16 protein-coding genes and 2 pseudogenes are annotated in these 21,959 nt (G+C 64.7%); 7 read left to right on the forward strand and 11 right to left on the reverse strand.

The genetic code is table 11. From position 1 onward, the window contains the following. Nucleotides 1-10: 10 nt before the first annotated feature. Genes EJ071_RS26610 through EJ071_RS26620 form a run of 3 tightly spaced genes read left to right on the forward strand, consistent with a single transcriptional unit; the run spans nt 11 to nt 2,672 of the window. Nucleotides 11-1,846, forward strand: coding sequence for a monovalent cation:proton antiporter-2 (CPA2) family protein (locus EJ071_RS26610; RefSeq protein ID WP_126100515.1), 1,836 nt, complete (start codon nt 11-13; stop codon nt 1,844-1,846). Between the two features lie 10 nt (nt 1,847-1,856). Next, nucleotides 1,857-2,405, forward strand: a complete 549-nt coding sequence (locus tag EJ071_RS26615; protein WP_126100516.1) for a DUF924 family protein — start codon at nt 1,857-1,859, stop codon at nt 2,403-2,405. A 27-nt stretch (nt 2,406-2,432) separates the two neighbouring features. Continuing rightward, on the forward strand, nt 2,433-2,672 hold the full coding sequence (locus EJ071_RS26620) for a hypothetical protein (protein WP_126100517.1): 240 nt from the start codon (nt 2,433-2,435) through the stop codon (nt 2,670-2,672). Nucleotide 2,673: 1 nt separating this feature from the next. On the opposite strand, the gene folK is transcribed toward EJ071_RS26620, so the two are convergent. The 3 genes from folK to folP are packed head-to-tail and all read right to left on the reverse strand — an operon-like array spanning nt 2,674 to nt 4,386. Further along, nucleotides 2,674-3,186, reverse strand: coding sequence for a 2-amino-4-hydroxy-6-hydroxymethyldihydropteridine diphosphokinase (gene folK, locus EJ071_RS26625; RefSeq protein WP_126100518.1), 513 nt, complete (start codon nt 3,184-3,186; stop codon nt 2,674-2,676). Continuing rightward, entirely contained in the window at nt 3,170-3,529 is a 360-nt protein-coding gene (folB, locus tag EJ071_RS26630) for a dihydroneopterin aldolase (RefSeq protein WP_126100519.1), read from the reverse strand. Before folB ends, folK begins: the two co-directional genes overlap by 17 nt. Before the next feature lie 2 nt (nt 3,530-3,531). Beyond that, complete coding sequence (folP, locus tag EJ071_RS26635) at nt 3,532-4,386, reverse strand: dihydropteroate synthase (protein ID WP_126100520.1); 855 nt, start codon at nt 4,384-4,386, stop codon at nt 3,532-3,534. A gap of 84 nt (nt 4,387-4,470) precedes the next feature. Between folP and EJ071_RS26640 the strand changes: the two genes are divergently transcribed. Both EJ071_RS26640 and EJ071_RS26645 read left to right on the forward strand, forming a co-directional pair. Then, nucleotides 4,471-5,091, forward strand: a complete 621-nt coding sequence (locus tag EJ071_RS26640) for a DUF922 domain-containing protein (protein ID WP_126100521.1) — start codon at nt 4,471-4,473, stop codon at nt 5,089-5,091. 217 nt (nt 5,092-5,308) lie between these two features. Then, nucleotides 5,309-6,790, forward strand: coding sequence for an MDR family MFS transporter (locus EJ071_RS26645; protein ID WP_126100522.1), 1,482 nt, complete (start codon nt 5,309-5,311; stop codon nt 6,788-6,790). Nucleotides 6,791-6,813: 23 nt separating this feature from the next. Here the strand turns inward: EJ071_RS26645 and EJ071_RS26650 are convergent, their stop codons facing one another. From EJ071_RS26650 to EJ071_RS26660, 3 genes are all read right to left on the reverse strand, one after another. Next, on the reverse strand, nt 6,814-7,845 hold the full coding sequence (locus tag EJ071_RS26650) for an NAD(P)/FAD-dependent oxidoreductase (RefSeq protein WP_126100523.1): 1,032 nt from the start codon (nt 7,843-7,845) through the stop codon (nt 6,814-6,816). A 196-nt stretch (nt 7,846-8,041) separates the two neighbouring features. Beyond that, a complete protein-coding gene (locus tag EJ071_RS26655) occupies nt 8,042-8,362 on the reverse strand; it encodes a 2Fe-2S iron-sulfur cluster-binding protein (RefSeq protein WP_126100524.1) in 321 nt (106 codons plus the stop codon). 108 nt (nt 8,363-8,470) lie between these two features. Beyond that, nucleotides 8,471-8,839, reverse strand: a complete 369-nt coding sequence (locus EJ071_RS26660; protein WP_126102725.1) for an Hpt domain-containing protein — start codon at nt 8,837-8,839, stop codon at nt 8,471-8,473. Nucleotides 8,840-9,130: 291 nt separating this feature from the next. On the opposite strand from EJ071_RS26660, the gene EJ071_RS26665 reads away from it, so the two are divergent. Further along, nucleotides 9,131-15,223 carry a kinesin gene (locus EJ071_RS26665; RefSeq protein WP_126100525.1) on the forward strand — a complete coding sequence of 2,031 codons (6,093 nt, stop codon included), beginning with the start codon at nt 9,131-9,133 and terminating at the stop codon, nt 15,221-15,223. 370 nt (nt 15,224-15,593) lie between these two features. On the opposite strand, the gene EJ071_RS26675 is transcribed toward EJ071_RS26665, so the two are convergent. The 4 genes and pseudogenes from EJ071_RS26675 to EJ071_RS26690 all read right to left on the reverse strand — a co-directional run bounded on the left by EJ071_RS26675 (nt 15,594) and on the right by EJ071_RS26690 (nt 19,670). Beyond that, complete coding sequence (locus tag EJ071_RS26675) at nt 15,594-16,196, reverse strand: ABC-type transport auxiliary lipoprotein family protein (protein WP_126100526.1); 603 nt, start codon at nt 16,194-16,196, stop codon at nt 15,594-15,596. A 79-nt stretch (nt 16,197-16,275) separates the two neighbouring features. Then, nucleotides 16,276-17,654 (reverse strand): annotated as a pseudogene (locus tag EJ071_RS26680) (MlaD family protein). 14 nt (nt 17,655-17,668) lie between these two features. Continuing rightward, complete coding sequence (locus EJ071_RS26685; RefSeq protein WP_126100527.1) at nt 17,669-18,487, reverse strand: ABC transporter ATP-binding protein; 819 nt, start codon at nt 18,485-18,487, stop codon at nt 17,669-17,671. Nucleotide 18,488: 1 nt separating this feature from the next. Then, on the reverse strand, nt 18,489-19,670 hold the full coding sequence (locus EJ071_RS26690) for an ABC transporter permease (protein ID WP_126100528.1): 1,182 nt from the start codon (nt 19,668-19,670) through the stop codon (nt 18,489-18,491). 77 nt (nt 19,671-19,747) lie between these two features. On the opposite strand from EJ071_RS26690, the pseudogene dgcA reads away from it, so the two are divergent. After that, a pseudogene (gene dgcA / locus EJ071_RS26695) lies at nt 19,748-20,713 on the forward strand (N-acetyl-D-Glu racemase DgcA); the annotation flags it as partial. On the opposite strand, the gene EJ071_RS26700 reads toward dgcA, so the two are convergent. After that, on the reverse strand, nt 20,683-21,915 hold the full coding sequence (locus EJ071_RS26700; protein ID WP_126100529.1) for an MFS transporter: 1,233 nt from the start codon (nt 21,913-21,915) through the stop codon (nt 20,683-20,685). The pseudogene dgcA and the gene EJ071_RS26700 sit on opposite strands and share 31 nt — an antisense overlap. Nucleotides 21,916-21,959 lie beyond the last annotated feature (44 nt).

The raw sequence follows: 21,959 nt of genomic DNA on the forward strand, positions 1-21,959 counted from the left end.
GACGACAGGCATGGCGGCTGAAGCATCGAGCAGCGATCTCGTACAGGTGGTGGCGCTGCTTGCCGCCGGCGTGGTCGCCGTGCCGATCTTCAAGCGCATGGGGCTGGGCTCCATCCTCGGCTATCTCGCCGCCGGCGTGGTCATCGGGCCGTTCGGGCTGCGCGTCTTTTCCGAATCGGAAGCCATCCTCCACGTCGCCGAACTCGGCGTCGTCATGTTCCTGTTCATCATCGGCCTTGAAATGCAGCCGTCGCGGCTCTGGGGCCTGCGTCGCGAGATTTTTGGCCTCGGCGCGCTGCAGGTCGGTCTTTGCTCCCTGCTTCTGACCGGCGTCGGGCTGGCCGGCGGCTTTCCGATCGCGCAGTCCTTCGTCGCCGGCGCCGGCTTCGTGCTGACCTCGACGGCGATCGTCATGCAGCTGCTCGAGGAGCGCGGCGAGATCGCCACGCCAAAAGGCCAGCGCATCGTCTCCATCCTTCTGCTCGAAGACCTGATGATCGTGCCGCTTCTGGCGCTGGTTGCATTCCTAGCGCCCGGCGGCGCCGACACCAGCCTGTCCGAGCGGCTGACCGAGGTCGGCATCGGCATCGCCGCGATCGTCGGGCTAGTGGTGGCGGGACGCTATCTGCTCAACCCGCTGTTCCGCATCCTGGCGGAAGCCCGCGCCCGCGAGGTGATGACCGCAGCGGCGCTGCTGGTGGTGCTTGGGTCGGCTTTGGCCATGCAGCTTTCCGGCCTGTCGATGGCGATGGGCGCTTTCCTCGCCGGCGTGCTTCTGTCCGAATCGACCTTCCGCCATCAGCTCGAAGCCGATATCGAACCGTTCCGCGGCATCCTGCTCGGCCTCTTCTTCCTGGCCGTCGGCATGTCGCTCGACCTCGGCGTCGTTGCCCAGAACTGGCGCCTCGTCGCCATCTATGTCGTCGCCTACATGATCATGAAGGCGCTCGGCATCTATATCGTCGCGCGCATGCTCAAGAGCGGCCACCGCGAAGCGCTGGAGCGCGCCGTCTTCATGGCGCAGGGCGGCGAATTCGCCTTCGTGCTCTATTCCTCGGCGGCCGCTGTCGGCATCATCGACGGGCAGGCCAATGCGACGCTGACCGCCATCATCATCATCTCCATGGTGCTGACGCCGTTAGCGATCGCGGCGCTGCGCTACCTCACGCCGCGCGACGAGCAATCGCTCGAAGGCGTCGACATCGCCGACGGTCTCAGCGGCAGCGTGTTGATCATCGGCTTCGGCCGCTTCGGCCAGATCGCCAGCCAGCCATTGCTTTTGCGCGGCCTCGACGTCTCGATCATCGACAACGAGGTCGAGATGATCCAGGCGGCGGCCGATTTCGGCTTCAAGGTCTACTATGGGGACGGCACACGGCTGGATATCCTGCATGCGGCCGGCGCCGGCCGGGCGCGCGCCGTGCTGATCTGTGTCGACAAGCCGGACGCAGCGGTGCGTATCGCCCAGTTGATCAAGGCCGAATTCCCGCTGGTCACCGTTCTGGCACGCGCCTTCGACCGCGGCACCGCGCTGCAGCTTGTCCGTGCCGGCGTCGATTATCAACTGCGCGAGACCTTCGAATCGGCGCTGGTCTTCGGTGGCTCGGCGCTGGAATCGTTGGGCGTCGACCCGGAAGAGGTCGCGGAGGTCATCGAGGATGTCCGCCGCCGCGACGAGGCCCGTTTCGAAACGCAATTGGCCGAGGGCGTGCGGGCCGGCCAGCGCTTCCTGAAAGGCAATATCGGCACGCCCATCCCGACGCCGCTCACGCAGCCGCGTCGCGCCGGCCGGGCGCTCAACGAAGAGACGGCCGGCGTTCTGAACAAGGCAGAGACGAAGAGCTGAGAGGGAACACATGGCAGAGCTCGACGCGCGGGCGCTTTCCGTCACCAAATTCTGGCGCGACGCCGGCGAGGACGCCTGGTTCGAGAAGAACGACGCGTTCGACGCGGGTTTCCGCAACCAGTTCCTCGAGTTGCACCATGCCGCCGCCAGGCGCGAATGCGACGACTGGAACGCGCATGCCGAAGGATCGCTGGCGTTGATGATCCTGCTCGACCAGTTTCCGCGTAACTGCTTCCGCGGCACCGGACATATGTACGCGACCGATCCGCTGGCCAGGCATTTCGCCGACAGGGCGATCGCCGCCAGCCACGACCTAGCGCTCGACGAGATCGTGCGCGTCTTCCTCTACCTGCCCTTCGAGCATTCGGAATCGCTCGCCGATCAGCAGAGGTCGGTGGAACTCACCGCCGCCAACGCGCCCGACTATCTCAAATACGCCAAGGAGCACCTGGAGATCATCCAGCGCTTCGGCCGTTTTCCGCATCGAAACAGAATGCTCGGCCGCGAGACGACAGCGGACGAAAAGGCATTTCTCGATGGCGGCGGCTTCTCCGGCTGAACAGGCACGCTCACGGATACTTGCCACATGATTGAGTTAGCAGGGCGAACCTATGAGGCCACGATTGGAAGCGATGTCCAACGCGATGGCATGTACCTGGAACTCGCTGACCACCATCAGCGGATAGTGGGCGAGATCTTCTTCTCAGATGTCGATGGGAAGATGACGGTTACCCTGTCTCAGCCTGAAGTGCCCCTGGAAGTGGTTGAATGGATGATTGCCACGGCCAAGGTCCGTCTTCCACCAGCCGACCCGACTGCCGGCTAATCTAAGCCAGCCACCACTCCCGGCCGGACGGCAGGCGCTCTATCCCCGAAATGTCGACGGCGCCGAGCCGTTCCGACACGCTTCTGCCGCCTACAACGAGGTCGGGCGCGATCTCGGCCAGCGGCGCCAGCACGAAGGCCCGTTCGAGCATGCGGGGGTGCGGCACTTCGAGCCCAGTCTCGTGGATCACCCGGTCGCCGAACACCAGGATATCGATGTCGATCAGGCGCGGCCCCCAGCGCTCCTCGCGCACCCGCTTCAGGCGCCTTTCGACATCCAGGCAGAGGTCGAGCAAGGCGCGCGGCGACAGCGCCGTTTCGACGGCGGCGGCGGCGTTGAGAAAATCCGGCTGGTCGAGCTTGCCCCAGGGCGGGGTGCGGTAGAGCGAGGAGACGGCGGTGACGCGCGTCTTGTCGTCGCCGTCCAGCATGCGCAGCGCCGCGGCCATGGACTTCGCCGGGTCGCCGAGATTGCCGCCGAGACTGAGATAGACGGCGCTATTGGGGCCAGACAACGGTCACCTCGACATGATCGAGCACGCCCGGCACCGGGGCGTTCGGCTTGCGCACCGTGATCTCGGCCTTCCTGATCTGCGGAAAACGCGCGGCAAGCGCCTTCGCCACTTCCAGCGCCAGCGCTTCGATCAGGAAGCGGCGGTGTCCGGTGACGATCTTCTCGATCACCGCGAAGGCGATGCCGTAATTGACGGTGTCCTCGATGGAGTCTTCCTCCAGCGGGCGGCTGGGCTCGACCGTCAGTTCAGCGTCGACATAGAAACGCTGGCCGAGCGTCTCCTCCTCGTCCAGCACGCCGTGCCGGGCAAAGAAGGCGCAGTTCTTCATGCGGATGACATACATGGTCAGCGTCCGGGAGAAATGTCGTTTTCTCGCGCCAGCATAGCATCGGCCACCGCCAGCGCATCCACGTTGATTGCGACATCGTGGACGCGAAAAAGATCGGCCCCTTTGAGCCGCAGGATGACGCTGGTGGCCGCGGTGCCGGCCGCTCGCCCGGCAGGTTCGCGCCCGGTGACGCCGCCGATGAAACGCTTTCGCGACGTCCCCGCCATCAGCGGAAAGCCGAGCGCCTGAAGCTCGGAGAACCGTGCCATCAGATCGAGATTTTCCTCAGTCGTTTCCTTGGCGAAGCCGAAGCCGGCATCGAGCACGATCTGGCTGTCGGCAACGCCGCTGGCGCGCGCAATCTCCAGCGATTTGCGCAGGAACAGGAATTGGTCCTCGATCACGTCCGGCAGCTTCTGCCGTTCGCGTCCGGTATGCATGATGATGAGGCCGGCGCCGGTCTCGACCGCGACACGCGCTATGCCGGGCTCGCGCTGCAGGCCCCAGACATCGTTGACGATATGCGCGCCGGCGGCGACGGCGCGCCGCGCGGTGTCCTCGCGATAGGTATCGACCGAAATCAGCGCCTCGCCCGATCCCGCGAGCGCCTCGATGATCGGCAGCACCCGCCCCTGCTCTTCCTCGGCGGTGATCGGGGCAAAACCCGGCCGCGTCGATTCCCCGCCGACATCGATGATGGCCGCCCCCTCTTCCGCCATGCGACGCGCCTGGGCGATCGCCTTCTCCGGCGCGATGAACAGCCCGCCGTCGGAAAAACTATCCGGCGTGACGTTGAGGATGCCGACCACGACCGCTTTCGGGCCGAGGTCGAGATGGCGTCCATGCGCGAGCTGCCATCGCCTTGTCGTCATTGTCCATCAACCATGCGTGATCCGCGCGAAATCAATTCCGTTGCGCCGGCAACGGCCGTAAAGCAAGGTGGCTGAAGAGGCAACATGATGAACCGTTCCCTGCTCTGCGCCCTGATCTTTTCGCTCGCCGCCATGCCGGCCGGCGCGGCTAGCCTGGTGAAGACCTACAGCTATTTCAGCGTCGGCGGCCGCACGCTGGACGACATCGAAAAGCAGCTGACGAAAAACGGTCCCGAGGTGAAGAGCACCGGGTCCAGGCATCCTGGCGCCACGCAGATGGCTTTCACCACGCGCGTCAGCTACGCGCAGACGGCCAATTCCTGCCGGATCGCGAACGCGCAGGTGACCGTGAAGGTCAAGGTGATCCTTCCGGAATGGCGGCGGCCGCGCAAGGCCGATCCGGACGTCAGGCTGTTCTGGGACACGCTTTCGGCCGACATCAAGCGCCACGAGGAGCGCCATGTCGAGATCGCCAAGAACCATGCCCGTGAACTCGAGGACGCGCTGAAAGCGACTTATCCGCAAAAGACCTGCGAAGCCGCGAAGGCGAAGGCCGCCGAGATTTCGGCTACCATCCTCGCCAGGCACGATCGCGCCCAGGTCCAGTTCGACCGTGTCGAAGGCGTTAATTTCGAAAGCCGGATCATCCGGCTCCTGCGCTACCGGATGCAGCGCATCCAAAGCGGCCGCCTGCCGCCGGCTTGACCGCTGGATCGGTGTGCCGGCGAAAGCCAATGCCGGCGAAACATAGTGCCAGATCCGAAAAACTTGCGAGCGGCGGTCGAAAACGGCCTATATCGAACGACATATATCGGGTTCGCCCGAGGCGGGCTTTGGAAACAGAGACACGGACGACAGGCGGAAGACATCCTCGACGGATCGCTTCTTGCGGACCGCGCGCCAGCCTTTGAAAGAATAACGCATGGACCAGACCGTCGACAATCGCACGGCAACGACAGCCGCGCCGCCGATGAGCGAGAGCGAGAAGAACGCCATCATCGGCGGCGTGCTTTTGTCGATGCTTTTGGCGGCGCTTGACCAGACCATCGTCGCGCCCGCCCTGCCGACGATCGGCCGCGCGCTCGGCCATGCAGAATATCTGCCCTGGATCGTCACCGGCTATCTTTTGACGGCGACAGCGATGGCGCCGCTCTACGGCAAGATTTCCGATGTCTATGGCCGCCGGCCGGTCATCTATGCCGCTGTGCTCATTTTTCTCCTGGGATCGCTGGTCAGCGCTCTCGCCCCCAACATGCTGGTGCTGGTCATCGGTCGCGCCATCCAGGGCGCTGGCGGCGGCGGCCTGTTCGCCCTGACGCAGACTGTCATTGGCGACCTCGTACCGCCCCGCGAGCGGGCCCGCTACGCCGCCTGGATTGCCGGCACATGGGCGGTCGCCAGCGTCGCCGGGCCGCTGCTCGGCGGTACCTTCGCCGAACACCTGCACTGGTCGCTGATCTTCTGGATCAACCTGCCGCTCGGCTTCCTGGCGATGGCGATCATCAACAACCCGCTGAAGAAGCTGCCGATTGCGGCGAAACACCACCGCATCGATGGGCTTGGCGCAGCGCTGCTGGTGATCGCCACGGCGCTGCTGCTCCTGGCGCTCAACTGGGGCGGCAGCAGCTATCCCTGGCTCTCTGCGGAAATCCTTGGACTGGTGGCCTGTTCGGCCGTGTTCTGGGCGCTGTTCGCGGTCAGATTGCTCCGCGCCGCCGAACCGTTGGTCTCGCTCGAAGTGCTGAGCAATCCGATCGTGCTCGCCGGCACGCTGTCGATGTTCCTGCTGCAGGCGGCAAGCATCGGCATCTCGGTCTATCTGCCGGTTTATCTGCAGGCGGTCGTCGGGCTCTCGGTCAGCGAGTCCGGCACGGCCATGCTTGGACTGCTGCTCGGCACCGTCGCCGGCGCCACGTTCAGCGGCCGCACCATCCCGCGCTTCGTCCACTACAAGCGCATCGCCATGTTCGGCATCGCCTTCGCGATCCTTTGCATCGGCGCGCTCAGTGCCATTGCGGGCCACGCTTCGCTGCTCGAAGTCGAGGTGCTGACGACCTTGATCGGCCTCGGCACCGGAACGACTTTCCCGGTCAGCACCGTCTCGGTCCAGAACGCGGTCGACCGCGCGCATCTCGGCGTCGCGACCGGGGTGCTGACCTTCCTGCGTTCGCTGGGCGGCGCACTTGGCGTTGCCATGCTCGGCGCCGTCGCGCTCGGCTACGGCTTGCCGCTCGCAGCGGAGGGCTCGCTAACCCGCATCGAGGTCACCTCGGTGACACCTTTCGTGATGATCTTCGTCACCGCCGGCATCACGCTTGTCCTGGCGCTGATTGCGCTGGCGCTGATGCCGGAAAAGCCGTTGCGCGGCCAGGCCGAGCACGCCGCGCCGGTGCTCTCGGAGTAGCGCGCTTGATTTCCCGCAACGCGCTATTCGTGGACGCCTAGCTTCTTCTGCAGGCTTGTCGACGAGGTCGTGTACTGGAAGACGATGCGTTCCCCGGGGCTGACGATGCGTTTTGCGGCCTGCGCCATCAGGGCGACCTCGTGGAAGCCTGACAGGATGAGCTTGAGCTTGCCGGGGTAGGAGTTGATGTCGCCGACGGCGAAAATGCCGGGAACCGATGTCTGGAATTTCTCGGTGTCGACCGGGATAAGGTTCTCGTGCAGGTTCAGCCCCCATTCGGCGATCGGCCCGAGTTTCATGGTGAGACCGAAGAATGGCAGCATGCGGGTGCAAGGCACCTCGATGTCGCCGTCCGGGCCGCCCTTGATCGTCGCGGACGACAGCTCGCCGTCGGTGCCGGCAAGGCCGCTCACCTGGCCGACCAGGAATTCCAGCTCTTTGATCTCCTGCATGGCATACATCTTGTTGACGCTGTCGGGCGCTGCCCGGAATTCCGGGCGCCGGTGGACGAGCGTCACGCTTTTCGCGATCGGCTGCAGGTTGAGCGTCCAGTCGAGCGCCGAATCGCCGCCGCCGACGATGACGAGGTCGTGGCCGCGGAAATCCTCCATGCGACGGACCGAATAGAAGACGCTCTTGCCTTCATAGCCCTCGATGCCCGGGATGGGCGGGCGCTTCGGCTGGAACGAGCCGCCGCCTGCGGCGATCACCACCACCTTGGCCTCGAACACCTCGTTCTCGTCCGTGGTGACGCGAAAACTGCCGTCCTCGAGCTTCTCGAGGCTGGAGACCATACGGTTGAAGGTGAACTCCGGCTTGAACGGATGGATCTGCTCCATCAGCTTGTCGACCAGGCCTTGCGCCGTGATCATCGGCCAGCCGGGAATGTCGTAGATCGGCTTTTCCGGGTAGAGTTCGGCGCACTGCCCGCCCGGACGGTCGAGGATGTCGATGAGATGGCATTTCATATCGAAGAGGCCGAGCTCGAATACGGCGAACAGGCCGATTGGCCCTGCCCCGACAATGAGTACGTCCGTCTTGATCATGTCCGTCATCAGCTCCGCCCCATCGCGCATGACCCCGAAAATCGGAATCGATTTTCGGAAAGGATCATGCGCCAATCAAAGTGCTACAGTATCCTTTGCGCGTCCAAGAGGGCGCGCGGTGCTGTAGTGAAATGGTGGGGACAGTGCATGACCTATAGCCCGCTGCCAAGCAGCCACGGGCAAAATTGGAAAATCGAGAGTTGGTTCAGCCCTGGCGCTCGGGCACGCGGACGACAAGACCGTCGAGCGCGTCTCGCACCTTGATCTGGCAGGACAGGCGCGAGTTCGGCCGGACGTCGTAGGCGAAGTCCAGCATGTCCTCCTCCATCGCTTCCGGCTCGCCGACTTCGGCCGTCCAAGCCTCGTCGACATAGACATGGCAGGTCGCGCAGGCGCAGGCGCCGCCGCATTCCGCCTCGATGCCGGGCACCGCGTTGCGGATCGCGTTTTCCATGACGGTCGAGCCGTTCTCGGCCTCCACGTCGAATTGAGTGCCGTCATTGGCGATGTAAGTCAGCTTGGTCATTTGTCACCTGAGGAGTCGCAGCCGAGATAATCACTCCACCGGACAAGTCAACTGCGGCGCGAAAACGCCACCGCATGACGTTTTTTCAGAAGGCGCGCTTTGCCGGCGCTAGCGGCTGATGGCGGCGATGAAGTCCCGCACTTCCTCGATCAATACGCCAAGTTTCTTAACGGTGCGGGCGTCCTCGGGCTGCTTTTCGATGGTCGCGGCGCATTCGGCGACGGCAAAGGCGCCGATACCGCGCGCCGAGCCTTTCAGGCTGTGTGCAAGCAGCACCCGTTCCTTGGCATCGGCGTCGAGGATCTTGTCGCGCACCGAAAGCGCCTGCTGCACGAACAGCGCCAGCACTTCCTGTTCGAGCGCGCGGTCATCCATCGTCTGCCGCGCAAGATGAGCCATATCCACAGGTCGCGACCCTGCCGTTCCCGACACGTCGCCGCCGGGCATGGAAAACGCGATTCCACTCTCGCCACGCATACGCACTGCAACTCCCTAAAAAGGCGGCTGGCGCCCACAAAAATAGGCGATCCGCGTCGCCATCGGGTTAACGATTGGCCGGGAAAAATGTTGTCACGGAGGCAGCCTGAATCACGCTTCCGTTAACCTTATATTTAAAGTTTTACGTATCGCCCGGAATGCATGTTTTCTTTACCCCAGTGTGTCATTACGATACGAACGTCCATTTTCAGCCTCCTGTCTGGGACCAGACAAGCCAGAATCAGGCCAAAATCATAAGTCCCGCGGCAGCTAGTACAGGGTAGCGAAGGCATGGCTAAGAAACCGACGACGACCAAATCCCTCGAGAGCGACGTAGCCGCGGAGCTGGAAAAGGCGCTTGACCTTGACCTCAACGGCGACGAAGGCGGGCTCGACATGGCGGCGTCGATGGAGGATCTCGAGGCCCAGATATCGGCGGCCGCGGACGAATTGGCGCGCGAAGGCCGCAGCCAGAGATCAGAGCCTGCAAATGAGCCTCAGGCGGCGAAGGCGGCACCTCAGCCGAAGCCGGCGGAGTTGCGCCCGGTCGAATCGCGCGCCTCGCAGCCGAACGGTTTCACGCCGGCTCCTGCCGCTTTCACGCCGGCCAATGACGATCGCCAAAAGGATTACCGGACGCTTCTGCACGGCCTCAACCGGCGTGCGTCGAGCACCGTCTACTGGGTGATAGCGTTCATTTCGCTCGCCTGGATCGCGGGCGCCGGCGGCCTCGCCAACCTTCTGTTCGGCCCAGGCATCTGGAAGATCCGCACCTTCGACCAGTTCTTCGCCCGCCCCGAGCTGATCGGGCTGGCGGTCGCCGCGATTATCCCGGTCATTCTGTTCTGGGCCTTCGCCGCGATGATCCGGCGTGCCCAGGAAATGCGCATCGCCGCGCAATCGATGACCGAAGTGGCCTTCCGCCTTGCCGAGCCGGAAAACCTTGCCCAGGACCGCGTCATGATGATCGGCCAGGCCGTTCGCCGCGAGGTGGCGGCCATGGGCGAAGGTATCGAGCGCACTTTGGCGCGCGCCGTCGAGCTCGAAACCCTCGTCCACAGCGAAGTCAGCCAGATCGAGCGCTCCTATTCCGAGAACGAGGCCCGCATCCGCTCGCTGGTCGACGGGCTCGGTAGCGAACGCGAAGCCGTCGTGAGCCACGCAGAGCGCGTCCGCGCCTCGATACACGGCGCGCATGAGACGCTGCGCGACGAGATCGGCTCGGCCAGCGACATCATTCGCGACTCGATCCTCAACGCCTCGACCAAACTGTCGATGACGATCAACAATTCCGGCGACACGCTGATCGATCGCATCAATGAAAGCTCGATGTCGATCTTCGATTCGGTGGAAACCCGGCTCGATACGATCACCGACCGCCTGTCGACCTCGGGCGAGGCCTTCGCCAGCCTGCTCGACACCCGCATCGCCAAGCTGACCGATACCACCGACGGCCTCACCCGCTCGCTGACCGATCTGCTCGACGACCGCACCACCGGCATGGTCTCGCTGCTCGGCGGCGCCGCGCGCACGCTGAGCTCCGAGTTCGAAGCGAGTCTCACCGGCATCGAGCGGACGCTGGCCGAGCGCGGCCAGGCGCTGATCAGCGAGTTCCAGACGCGCGCCGAGGCGCTCGACACCGGCACGCAGAAGCTCAACGCCGCGCTCGAGGCCCGCGCCCGCCAGATCAACGAAACCTTGGTCGAGCGCGCCCGCGAGATCGCCCACACCTTCGCCGAGAGCAAGGACCAGCTGTCGTCGATGATCGACCAGGGCAAGACCCAGATCGGCGCGGATATGGCCGACATCATCTCGTCGACCTCGTCCATGCTCGAAGCCCGTGCTACCGATTTCGCCGGTCGTATGGAGGCCGCACGCCACGTCGTGTCGCGGTCCTTCGACGCCGACATCCAGCGGCTTGCCGATGCCCGCGTCGGCATCGAGGAAGCCGTCGAAAACCACAGCCAAAAGCTTTCCGAGAGCCGCGACCGCATGGCCGCCGCGATGCAGGAGGACCTTGCGAGATTCGCCGAGGGTCGTGCCGAGATCGATGCAGCCGTAACCAATCAGGTGCAGAAGCTGGCGGAAGGCCGCGGTCTGATCTCGCGCGCCTTGGAAGAGGACCTGCGCAAGGTCAACGAGTCGCGCGCCGCCATCGATGCTTCGTTGGGCAGCCACCTCGAACAGCTCGAAGAGGGTCGCAACCGCCTCTCCCAGGCGTTGAATGAAGACTCCGGCAAACTCGTGCAAGCTCGTACATTGATTGATGAAATGGTTGCTGGCCATGTCGGCAAACTGGCCGAGGGACGCAACATTCTGGCGCGCGCGCTGGAAGCCGATCTCGGTAAGCTGTCAGACAGCCGCGCCTCGATCGACGGCCTCGTCGCCGGCCAGGTCGAGAAGATCGCCGAAGGTCGCGCGGTGCTCGCCAAAGCGCTCGAGACCGATATCGTCGGCATCCGGAACTTGATCGAGGCCCATTCCGCCAAGCTCGCCGAAGACCGGGGCGAACTCAGCCGCGCGCTGGAGAGCGACCTCGGCGGTATCCGTGGCCTGATCGACAGTCATGCCGGCAAACTCGCGGACGATCGCAGCCTGTTGTCGCAGACGCTGGAGGCCGATCTCGCCAAGCTCGCCGAAAGCCGCGCCTCGATCGACGGTCTGGTCGCCGGCCAGGTCGAGAAACTTGCCGAAGGGCGCGATATCCTGAAGCGCGCCTTGGAAGCGGACGTCAATACCATCAGGGGTGCCATCGCGGGGCATTCCGACAGGGTGCAGGAGGAACGCGCCCAGTTGTCGAAGGCCCTGGAGGCCGACCTGCAGACGGTCGGCGGCGCGATCTCCGATCACCAGAACAGACTCGTCCAGGATCGTTCGGTGCTGTCGAAGTCGCTCGAGGACGATCTCGCCAAGTTGGCGGAGAGCCGCTCCAGCATCGACGGCCTCGTCGCCGGCCAGGTCGAGAAGCTCGCCGAAGGCCGCGATATCCTCAAGCGCGCCTTGGAGGCGGACCTCAATACCATCCAGGGCGCCATCGTCGACCATTCGCAGAAGATCAGCGACCATCGCGCCGAGCTGTCGCGCGCCCTCGATGCCGACATGGCCAATGCCAGCGGCCTCATGCAGACCCACGCCGACAAGCTCTCGCAGGACCGTACGACGCTTTCCAAGGCCCTGGAGGACGACCTCGCCAAGCTCGCCGAGAGCCGCGCCTCGATCGACGGGCTGGTCGCCGGCCAGGTCGAGAAGCTCGCAGAAGGCCGCGATATCCTCAAGCGCGCCCTGGAAGCGGATCTGGCCAAGCTTGCCGAGAGCCGCACCTCGATCGACGGCTTGGTCTCCGGCCAGGTCGAGAAGCTTGCCGAGGGTCGCGATATCCTCAAGCGTGCGCTCGAAGCCGACCTGCAGAAGCTGGCCGAAAGCCGCTCCGAGATCGACGCCGTCATTGCCGGCCATGTCGGCAAACTGTCGGAGGGCCGCGACATGCTGGCCCGGGCGCTTGAGGACGATCTCGCCAAGCTCGCCGAAGCGCGCAAGGACGTCGACCGCTCCGTGTCCGGCCACATCGACCAGATCGCGGCCAAAAGCAGCGACATCTCGGCGGCGATCGCTGCCGATGTCGAGAAGATCGAGCAGGCCTTCAGCCGCCAGACCGGCGTCATCGAGGAGCGCGCCGGCACCATGGAACGTGCGCTGTCGACCGGTGTCGACAATGTCCGCGGCGTTCTCGAAAAGACCGCCGTCTTCGTTGCCGGCGCCCTGCGCGACAAAGTCATGGAAATCACCAGCACCCTGCATGAGCAGGCGGGTGCTGCCTTCAGCGACGCCGATCGCAAGATCGCCGAACGCGCCGAGCAGACTTCGGCTGCGCTGCTTGCCAGGGCCGAGGACATCGCCAATGCTTTCGAGGCGGCCGACCGCCGCCTGCACGAGCGCGCTCAGGATACGTCCAGCATGCTGATGGCCCGCGCCGACGATGCGTCCAATTCGCTCATGGCCCGGGCCGAGGAAACCGCAGACAAGCTGGCCGCCCGCGCCGGCGAGATCGCAGGCACTTTCGACGCCGCGGACCAGAAGCTGGTGGCCCGCGCGGTCGAAACGGCGCAGTCGCTGGCGGCGCGCGCCGGCGACATCCTGCGCAACTTCGAAGGCGCCGACGAGCGTCTCAGCATGCGTATCTCCGAATCGGCTGAAGCGCTGGCTGCCCGCGCATCGGATCTCGGCCGCATCTTCGATGCCGCCGACCAGCATCTGATCTCGCGCATTGCCGAGGGCTCGGAAGCGTTGTCGTCGCGGGCGTCCGAAATTGCCCGCATCTTCGACGACGCGGACAACCGCCTGGTGTCGCGCATCGCCAGCAGCAGCTCGACCATCGGCGAACATACTGACGCGATTGTCGGTGCATTCGCCGCCACCGAGCAGCGCGTCGCCGATCGTGCCCGGCAGACCGGCCAGGAGCTCGCCGTCCACGCCCGCGAGATCGAGCAGGCGCTTGCCGGTGCCGACGAGCGGCTGGCGTCGAGCGCCGCCGCCGCGGCGGCCCGTGTCGAGGAGCAGGTTGCGAGCGTCGAGAACCGCCTCGCCTACGGCGCCGAAACGATGGGCCAGAAGCTCAACGAGCAGGTCACCGGCGCCGAGGCCCAGCTCATCTCGCGCGCAAATGTCATCGCCGAGACCTTCACGGCGGTCGGCCAGCATATCGGCCAGAGCACCAACGAGGCGGCAAAGACCATCGGCGCCAACACCCGTGAGCTCAACACCATGCTTGCGGCGCGCTCCGCCGAAATGTCGAGGATCCTCGACGAGACGGCGCGGCCCCTGGTCGAGCGCTTCGCCCAGGGCGGCTCCGAGCTGCAACGGAGTATGGAGGAAGTCACCGAACGGGCGACCGAGAAGCTGCGCAGCGAAAACGCGAACCTCGTCAACGCGCTTGCCAACCGAACCGCCGAGACGCTTTCGGCGGTCGAAGGCGCGCGCTCGACGCTGGCCGACAGCGTTGCCGACCTCATCGGCCGCATGTCCACCTCCAGCGCGCAGCTCGGTCAGCTGATCGACCAGGCGGCCGTCAATCTCGGCCAGGTCGAGGAACGCCTCACCGGCAGCACGCAGAGCTTCGCCACGACCACGGAAAAGGCCGCCCAAACCTTCGCCAGCTCGGCACGTCTCGTCGATTCGAACACGACGCGGCTCACCGATCTGTCCTCGGCGACCTTGCGCGAGGTCGCCTCGATCGCGACCAAGTTCGACGAGCACAGCCGCCTGCTGTCAAGCGCCTCGGACCTGCTGAGCTCCGCGCAGAGCAATCTCGAGCACACGCTGGAGCGGCAGTCTTCGCTGGAAGACCTCGCCGTCGGGCTGGTCAAGAAATCGGAAGACCTCGAGAAGGTCATGCGCTCGTTCGAGAGCCTCGTCGGCCAGACGATGCAGAACGCCGAAGGCCGCACGATGGAATCGGCGGAAAAGATCCGCACGGCCATCGCCGAGGTCGTCGATTCGGCGACGCGGCGCTTCGCCGACGCGACCGAGGAGATGCGGCGCACCGCGGGCTCGATCAAGAGCGAGCTCGACCTGACCCGCGCCGAGCTCAAGAAGGGCGTCATCGAGATGCCGGAGGAAGCCAAGGAATCGACCTCGGCAATCCGCCGCGCCGTCTCCGAGCAGATCAACGCACTCAAGGAACTGTCGGATATCGTTGCGAAATCCGGCCGCAGCGGCAGCAGCGAGACGGGCGAGCCGCGCGGCCTGCGCCCCGCGCCGCAGGCGCCTGCCCGCCCCGCCGAACAGCCGCTGCGCCGTCCGCCGGCGCCGCAGCCTCAAGCTGAGCGCCCAGCCCCACAGGCACCGCTCGCCGAGACGACGCTGCGCGGCACGCTCGATCTCGAGCGTCCCGCGGAGGCGCCGCGCCGCGATCCCAACGGTCGCACGGCGCAGGGCGGCTGGGTGCGTGATCTCCTGACCAATGCCTCGCGTGAGGAAGAGCTGAAGCCGGCGGCGCCGGCGGAAGCGCCGCGCGCGGCGCCTGCCCAGCGCTCGCCGCTGCATGTCATGGAGTCGCTCAACTCGCTGTCCGTCGACATCGCGCGCGCCATCGACCATGACGCCTCGATCGAGTTGTGGAACCGCTATCGCCGCGGCGAGCGCGACGTCTTCACCCGTCGGCTTTACACGCTGAAGGGCCAGCAGACATTCGACGAGATCCGCCGCAAGTATCAGGCCGAAGCCGAGTTCCGCGCCGCCGTCGACCGCTACTGCGACGATTTCGAGAAACTGCTCAAGGACGTGTCACGCAACGACCGCGACAACATCATGGCGCAGACCTATCTGACGTCGGACACCGGCAAGGTCTACACCATGCTGGCCCACGCCAGCGGCCGCCTGCACTAAGCCGGCCGGAGCGAGAGCACACAAGAAGGCGGGCCCAAAAGCCCGCCTTTTTTGTCCTGGCAGCAAGCTCGTGACGCGATCTGCAATAGATATCGTCGGTAGGCGCCGCCCCTCATCCGCCTGCCGGCACCTTCTCCCCGTATAGTGACGGGGAGAAGGGGCTGATCGTCCGCCGGCCCCTTCCTGCAACGCTGGTGTTTGGCGAAATCATTGGTGACGGCGTCTTTCTCCCCGTCTCTATACGGGGAGAAATGCCCGGCAGGGCAATGAGGGGCAGCGCCGGCGTCTCTTAATTTAGCTAAGCTTGCCGCCCTGCATCTCGTTCTGGCTTGGCGCGAAGATCGGCTGTCGTTCGCCTCAGTGAGCGATATCAGATCACCGAATCCGTCCAGCGGACGATGTCCTTTGCCGCCTGGCCGAAGGCGTTGTCCAGCGCGCCGACATAGGCGGCATTGCCGCTGCCGGAGACCGGTGCGCTCGCCGTGAAGCTCTTCGAGGCGCGCACCTCGCCATTGCGGTCGTTGAGGACGCGCACGAACAGGTCGACATCGGCATGTTCGCCGCCATTGACCCGGACTTCAAAAGAGCGGACCTCGACGATGATCTGATAGTCGATCGCCAGCCCCTCGCCCGGCTTTCCGACGCCGGCGAAGCTGCCGGAACGCTGGAAGGTCTCGGCGAGCCTGGCCTGCACGATCAGCGGCAGGCGGTCCGCCCATTGCGCGCCCTTGAGGAACTGGATCGACTGGTCGGAGGGCCTGATCACGATGTTCTGGCTGTCCAGCGCCTTCAGCGCCGAAGGCTGAGCGATCAGGATCTGACGGCGGCTGTGGCCGCGCATTTCGACCGAAGGAGCCGAAAGCTCGAACGTATCGAGCGGCGCCGGTTTGCTTGCCAGTGCCGCGCAACCGGCGAGCGCCAACACGAGCGCCGCGGCGGCAACCGGCTTCAACCACCCTCTACCCGACTTCACGCGCGATCCCCGTTGTCCCCGGACCTTACGATCAACTTACAGCTGCAAGCCATGTTCTTGACGTTCGCAGCATCCGAAGTCAACGCCGCGCCCTGCCATCGAATTGCCGAACCTCTCCCTCGCCGCCCGTCAGGATGCGCTGCGGATTGCGGCTGAGGTCGGTCACTGCTTCCTCGATGCGGCTAATGGACCGCCGGCTGTCCTGCACCAGCGCTTCCACGTCCTGCAGCCCCGAGCCCGAGAAGCGCGCCAGATTGTCGGTGATGGTGCCGAGGCGAGCGTTCAGCGTGTCGGCGACCTGCTTGAAGGATTTCAGCGTCGCCCTGGCGTCGGCCATCACGCCGTTGGCCTCGCCGGACCCGAGAAGCTTGTCGACCTTTTCGAGGATGCCGTCGACGCGCACCGAAGCGTCGTTGAGGCGCTGCGCAAGCTGGCGGGCATTCTTGATGGTGTCGTTGATGTCGTCGGAGCGGTTGGCGATCTTGTCTTGTCGGTGACCTTGGCAATGTCGGCGGCCGCCTTGTTGGCGCTGTCGCTCGCCTTCTGGATATTGGCCATCGCCGTGCGCACGTCGGCCGGATCGATGCCGTCGAGCACGTTGTCGACTTTGGCGAGCGTGCCTTGCGTCTGCTTGGCGAAGTCGTTGATCGAGCCAACCGCCGTGTTGACGTTGTCGATGGTGGAGTCGAATTGCTTCGAGGTTTCCTTCAGGTTTGCGGTCACCGTGTCGACATTGGCGACGATGCTCTTGATCCGGTCCTTGTCGACCGAGTTGAGCAGCCCCTCGGCCGCCTTCAGCGTGCTGTCGAGTCGGCCCGACACATTCTGCAATTGCTCCGAAAGCGAGCTCACGGCGGACAGGAATTTGTCGATGCCGTCCGAATTCTTGGCCAGCGCGTCGGAGAAGGTCTCGACATTCTTGACGGTCTGCGTCAGCGGGCCGCGAACGTCCTTGGTGAAGCCCTCGAGTTCGGACAGCACCTTGTCGGCGCGGGTGAAGATGTTCTGCGCCGTCTGCAACAAGTTGGTCACGGCCGACGGATTTGCGACGATCTCCGGAACCCGGCCTTCCTTCTCGGCCTGGTCGAGCAGCTTCACTTCCTTCGGATTGGCACCCCTGAGCTCGATATTGGCCTGGCCGGTAAGGCCCGCGAGCCCGATATCGGCCTGCGTCGACTTGGTGATCGGCGTCATGCGGTCGATCTCGGTGTCGGCGATGGCGACGGTCGGATTGTCGACGTCGATATAGACCCGTTTGACGTCGCCCACCTTGACGCCGTTGAACAGCACGAAGCTGCCGCGGCCAAGGCCCGAAGCGGAACCGGGAATGCGCACGCGCAAAAGTGTCGTCTCACCCCGTTCGCCGATCGCGGCGGTCCAGTAGACGAAGGCGAAGGCCGCGAGGATCGCGGCCAGCGTGAAGATGCCGACAATGACGTAGTTGGCTCTGGTTTCCATTGCCTCACTTATGGCTATGCGCGCGCCGCAAGATCAAGTTGCCGAGCGCGTTTTCCGCGGAAATAGGACTTTACCCACGGCTCCTCGCTCTTGAGCATATCGTCGATCGTGCCTTCGACCAGCACCCTCTTCTTGCCGAGCACCGCCACGTGGTCACAGGCGGTAAACAGCGTATCGAGGTCGTGCGTGACCATGTAGACCGTCAAATCCATCGTATCGCGCAGCTTGACGACCAGCTCGTCGAACTCGGCCGCGCTGATCGGATCGAGGCCCGAGGTCGGTTCGTCGAGAAAGACGATATCCGGATCGAGCGCCAGCGCGCGCGCCAGCGCCGCGCGCTTGATCATGCCGCCGGAAAGCTCGGAGGGGAATTTCTGCGCCGCATCGGGCGGCAGCCCGACCAGTTCGACCTTCAGCATGGCGAGCTCGTCCATCAGCGCCTTCGGCAGGTCCAGATATTCGCGCATCGGCACCTGCACGTTTTCCTGCACCGTCAGCGCCGAAAACAGCGCTCCGTGCTGGAAGAGAACGCCAAGCCGCATGTCGATGCGCAGGCGCTCGACCTCGCTTGCCTTGTCGACGTCGACGTCGAACAGCTTGATGGTTCCCGATTGCTTAGGCATCAGCCCGAGGATGGTGCGCAAGAGCACAGACTTGCCGGCGCCGGACGCGCCGACGAAACCCAGGATCTCGCCACGCTTGATGTCGAGCGAAAGCTTGTCGAGGATCAGCTTGTCTTCGATGGCGACGGTGACGTCCCGAACCGAAAGCACGATCTCGCTTTCATCCGCGTTCTGCGTCGTCTGAGTTCCGTTGCCGTTCGCGATTGCCATTTCAGAACTCGATCGCTGCGTAGAACATGGCGAAAAGCCCGTCGAGGATGATGACGACGAAGATCGATTTCACCACCGAGGCGGTCACATGCCGGCCGAGCGATTCGGCGCTGCCGCCGACCTTCATGCCTTCGACGGAAGCAATGGTGCCGATGATCATGGCCATGAACGGCGCCTTGATCAGCCCGGCGAAGATGGTGCTGAGGTCGATGGCGACACGCAATCTGTCGATGAACGCCGCCGGCGGAATGTCGGAATAGAGCCAGGCGGCGACGATGCCGCCGCCAAGGGCGGCGAAATTGGCGATGATCGTCAAACATGGCAGCGCGATCACCAGGGCGACAAGCCGCGGAAACACCAGCACGCCGATCGGGTTGAGCCCGATCACCTTCAGCGCATCGACCTCCTCGCGCATCTTCATCGAGCCGATCTCGGCGGTGATGGCGCTGCCCGAGCGGCCGGCAAGCATAATCGCCGTCATCAGCACGCCGAGCTCGCGCAGGATCAGCACGCCGACGAGATCGACGACGAAGATGTCGGCGCCGAAATAGCTGAGCTGGTAGGCGCCCTGCTGGGCGACGATCGCGCCGACGATCGCCGACATCAGCACCACCACGGGGATGGCGCCGACGCCCATGCGGTCGATCTGGTTGAAGATCGCGGCCGGATTGACGGCATGGCCGCGCCCGAGCTTCATCTGCGCGCCGCGGATGGTGGCGCCGAGGATGTTCATCGAGGCGAGAAAGTCGTCGCGCATCTCGTAGACGCGGCGGCCGACCAGCTCCAGCGCGCGCAGGATGATGTTGGGCGGCCCGGCCGGGCCCGATTCGGGCTCGCGCCGCACCGCGTCGCCGACCGCGCCGAGCAGGATCGAGGCGATCTCGCTCTGCCCCTGCACATGGACCTCGACGCCTTTCTTCTCGAAGGCGCTGGCCAGCCGGTCGATCAGCCAGGCGCCGGCCGTATCCATCTTCTCGATATGGGAAAGATCGAGCATCAGCTGCTTGGCGCCGCTGCGCTTCTCGATCTTGCGCATCTCGGCATCGACCGATGCCACGGTCCGCGTCGTCCAGACACCGGAAAAAGCGCAGCCGAGCACGCCGGACTCCTCGCCGACGGCGATGCGCGGCTGGTGGTTGTCCTTGGCGGCGGCGCTTGCGTCGCGTTTGCGGATGGTCAACATGGCGTCCTGTTTAGCGTGACGGGACTGGCGTGTCGATTTGCCGGCAGACCGGTGTCGCACAGCCGGAGAAGAAAAATATGGCGCGTGTCATTTCGGTCGAGGCCGAGCGATTCCCGATCGCGGGCACCTTCACCATCTCGCGCGGATCGAAAACCGGGGCCGAGGTCATCACGGTGACGATCGGCGAGAACGGGCACGTCGGGCGCGGCGAATGCGTCCCTTACAAGCGCTACGGCGAGACGATGGAGGGCGTGCACGCCGCAATCGAGGCGATGCGCGGCCAGATCATCGGCGGCATCGACCGCACCGCCCTGCTCGCCGCCATGCCGGCCGGCGCGGCGCGCAACGCCATCGACTGCGCCTTGTGGGATCTCGAGGCCAAGCTCAGCGGCAGGCCGGTGGCGAACGCCATCGGCGCTGTTTCGCCGAAAGCGCTGGAAACCGCCTACACGCTTTCGCTCGCCGAGCCCGAGGCGATGGCGGCGCAGGCCCGCGCCAACGCCTCGCGGCCGTTGCTCAAGGTCAAGATCGGCGGCGACAACGACATGGCAAGGATACGTGCGGTGACCGAAGCCGCTCCGCAAAGCCGCATCATCCTCGACGCCAATGAGGGATGGACCGACGACAATGTCGAAGCCAACCTTGCCTTTGCTGCCGAGTACGGCATCGCGCTGGTCGAGCAGCCGCTGCCGGCAGGCAAGGATGACATCCTGCGTCGGATCGCGCATCCGGTGCCGGTCTGCGCCGACGAAAGTGTGCATGAGGCGAAGAACCTCGAAGCGCTTGCCGGCCTCTACGACGCCGTCAACATCAAGCTCGACAAATCGGGCGGCCTCACCGAAGCGCTGATCCTTCGCAACCGCGCCCGCGAACTGGGTTTCGGCATCATGGTCGGCTGCATGGTCGGCACGTCGCTTGCCATGGCGCCGGCGGTGCTGCTGGCGCAAGGCGCCGATTTCGTCGATCTCGACGGCCCGCTGCTGCTTGCGCGCGACCGTGAGCCCGGCCTGGTCTACCAGGGATCGCTGGTGTCACCCCCGACCGGGCGCTGTGGGGCTGAGCGGGCGGCAAGGCCGATCAGCACGAGGCCGGCAATCGCGATCGGGATCATCGCCAGGAACCCGTCAACGCCGAGACGATCGTAGAGCGGGCCGGAAGCGAGCGTCACCGCCGCCATGAAGAAGCCGTTGAAGAAATAGGCAATGCCTTGCGCGGCACCGGTGCGTTCCTCGGAAACCGTTTCGCCGATCATCTTCTGCAGGCCGATCAGCACCATCGCCACCGACACCGAATGCAGCGTCTGGACGCCGAAGAAGCCGGCGACGCCCAGCCCGAGCGGCCAGACCAGCGGAAAGGCGATCCAGCGCACGATCGAACCCATGCCGGCGATCACCATCACCCTGACAACCGAAACAGAGGCGAAAATGCGGTTGAAAAACAGGAACATGCAGACCTCGGAGATCACGCCCCAGGCCCACAGCAGGCCAACGACGGAATCGCCGATGCCGATCGACTTCCAGTAGATCGACACAAATCCGTAGAGGAAAGCGTGGCTGGCGGTGATGATGCCGACGCCGAGGGTGAAATAGAGGAAATAGGCGTTGAGAAGGCTCGGGGCCGAATGCTGGATATCGGTCGCCGACAGCGGCGACGCCTTGCGGGGCCGCCCCATGCGCGGCGCCCACAACCCCGCGACGAGGGCGGCTGCAAGGGCCACGAAGATGATCACCGGAACGGCTTGAGGACCCGTGGCTGCCAGGATGAAGCCGCCCACGACATTGGCGCAGAAATAGGAGATCGAACCCCATTTGCGCATGGCTGTGTAGTTCGAGCCGAATCGGCGCACGCCCGACAGCGCCAGCGAATCGGCCATCGGCGAATGCGGCGTCCAAGGGATCGAGAGCAACAGCGAGACGGCCAGCACGCCCACATAGGTGGCCGGCAGGAAATAGCCGGCCGAAATGATCATCGTGGCCGCGACAAGCGCGATATAGACGTTGGCGCGATCCTTCGCCCGGTCGGCAAGCGCGGTCAGCATCGGCGTCGTCACGACGCGCAGGAACATCGGCGCGGCCAGGATGACGGCGATCTGCTCGGCATGAAAACCTTTCGCCTCCAGCCAGAGCGGAAAATAGGGCAGATGCGTGCCCTGCGACACAAACAATGTCGCGAAGATCAGGCTCATGCGCAGTTCGAAATGGCTCGGCTTGACGAGTTGCTCAGGCGAAAGCGGCGGCAGCGACATGAATCGATCCAATTACGCTGCATCCCACGACCTGCAACGCGTTT

Origin of the sequence: Mesorhizobium sp. M1B.F.Ca.ET.045.04.1.1, assembly GCF_003952465.1 — a bacterium.
Classification (GTDB): domain Bacteria; phylum Pseudomonadota; class Alphaproteobacteria; order Rhizobiales; family Rhizobiaceae; genus Mesorhizobium; species Mesorhizobium shonense.

Excerpts from the sequence above, each read along its gene's own strand:
- EJ071_RS26645 (WP_126100522.1), top strand. The coding sequence starts at position 5,309 with ATGGACCAGACCGTCGACAATCGCACGGCAACGACAGCCGCGCCGCCG.
- folP (WP_126100520.1), bottom strand. The coding sequence starts at position 4,386 with ATGACGACAAGGCGATGGCAGCTCGCGCATGGACGCCATCTCGACCTC.
- EJ071_RS26660 (WP_126102725.1), bottom strand. The coding sequence starts at position 8,839 with ATGCGTGGCGAGAGTGGAATCGCGTTTTCCATGCCCGGCGGCGACGTG.
- EJ071_RS26700 (WP_126100529.1), bottom strand. The coding sequence starts at position 21,915 with ATGTCGCTGCCGCCGCTTTCGCCTGAGCAACTCGTCAAGCCGAGCCAT.
- EJ071_RS26685 (WP_126100527.1), bottom strand. The coding sequence starts at position 18,487 with ATGGCAATCGCGAACGGCAACGGAACTCAGACGACGCAGAACGCGGAT.
- EJ071_RS26655 (WP_126100524.1), bottom strand. The coding sequence starts at position 8,362 with ATGACCAAGCTGACTTACATCGCCAATGACGGCACTCAATTCGACGTG.
- EJ071_RS26665 (WP_126100525.1), top strand. The coding sequence starts at position 9,131 with ATGGCTAAGAAACCGACGACGACCAAATCCCTCGAGAGCGACGTAGCC.
- EJ071_RS26610 (WP_126100515.1), top strand. The coding sequence starts at position 11 with ATGGCGGCTGAAGCATCGAGCAGCGATCTCGTACAGGTGGTGGCGCTG.
- EJ071_RS26615 (WP_126100516.1), top strand. The coding sequence starts at position 1,857 with ATGGCAGAGCTCGACGCGCGGGCGCTTTCCGTCACCAAATTCTGGCGC.
- EJ071_RS26690 (WP_126100528.1), bottom strand. The coding sequence starts at position 19,670 with ATGTTGACCATCCGCAAACGCGACGCAAGCGCCGCCGCCAAGGACAAC.
- EJ071_RS26640 (WP_126100521.1), top strand. The coding sequence starts at position 4,471 with ATGATGAACCGTTCCCTGCTCTGCGCCCTGATCTTTTCGCTCGCCGCC.
- folB (WP_126100519.1), bottom strand. The coding sequence starts at position 3,529 with ATGTATGTCATCCGCATGAAGAACTGCGCCTTCTTTGCCCGGCACGGC.
- EJ071_RS26650 (WP_126100523.1), bottom strand. The coding sequence starts at position 7,845 with ATGACGGACATGATCAAGACGGACGTACTCATTGTCGGGGCAGGGCCA.
- EJ071_RS26620 (WP_126100517.1), top strand. The coding sequence starts at position 2,433 with ATGATTGAGTTAGCAGGGCGAACCTATGAGGCCACGATTGGAAGCGAT.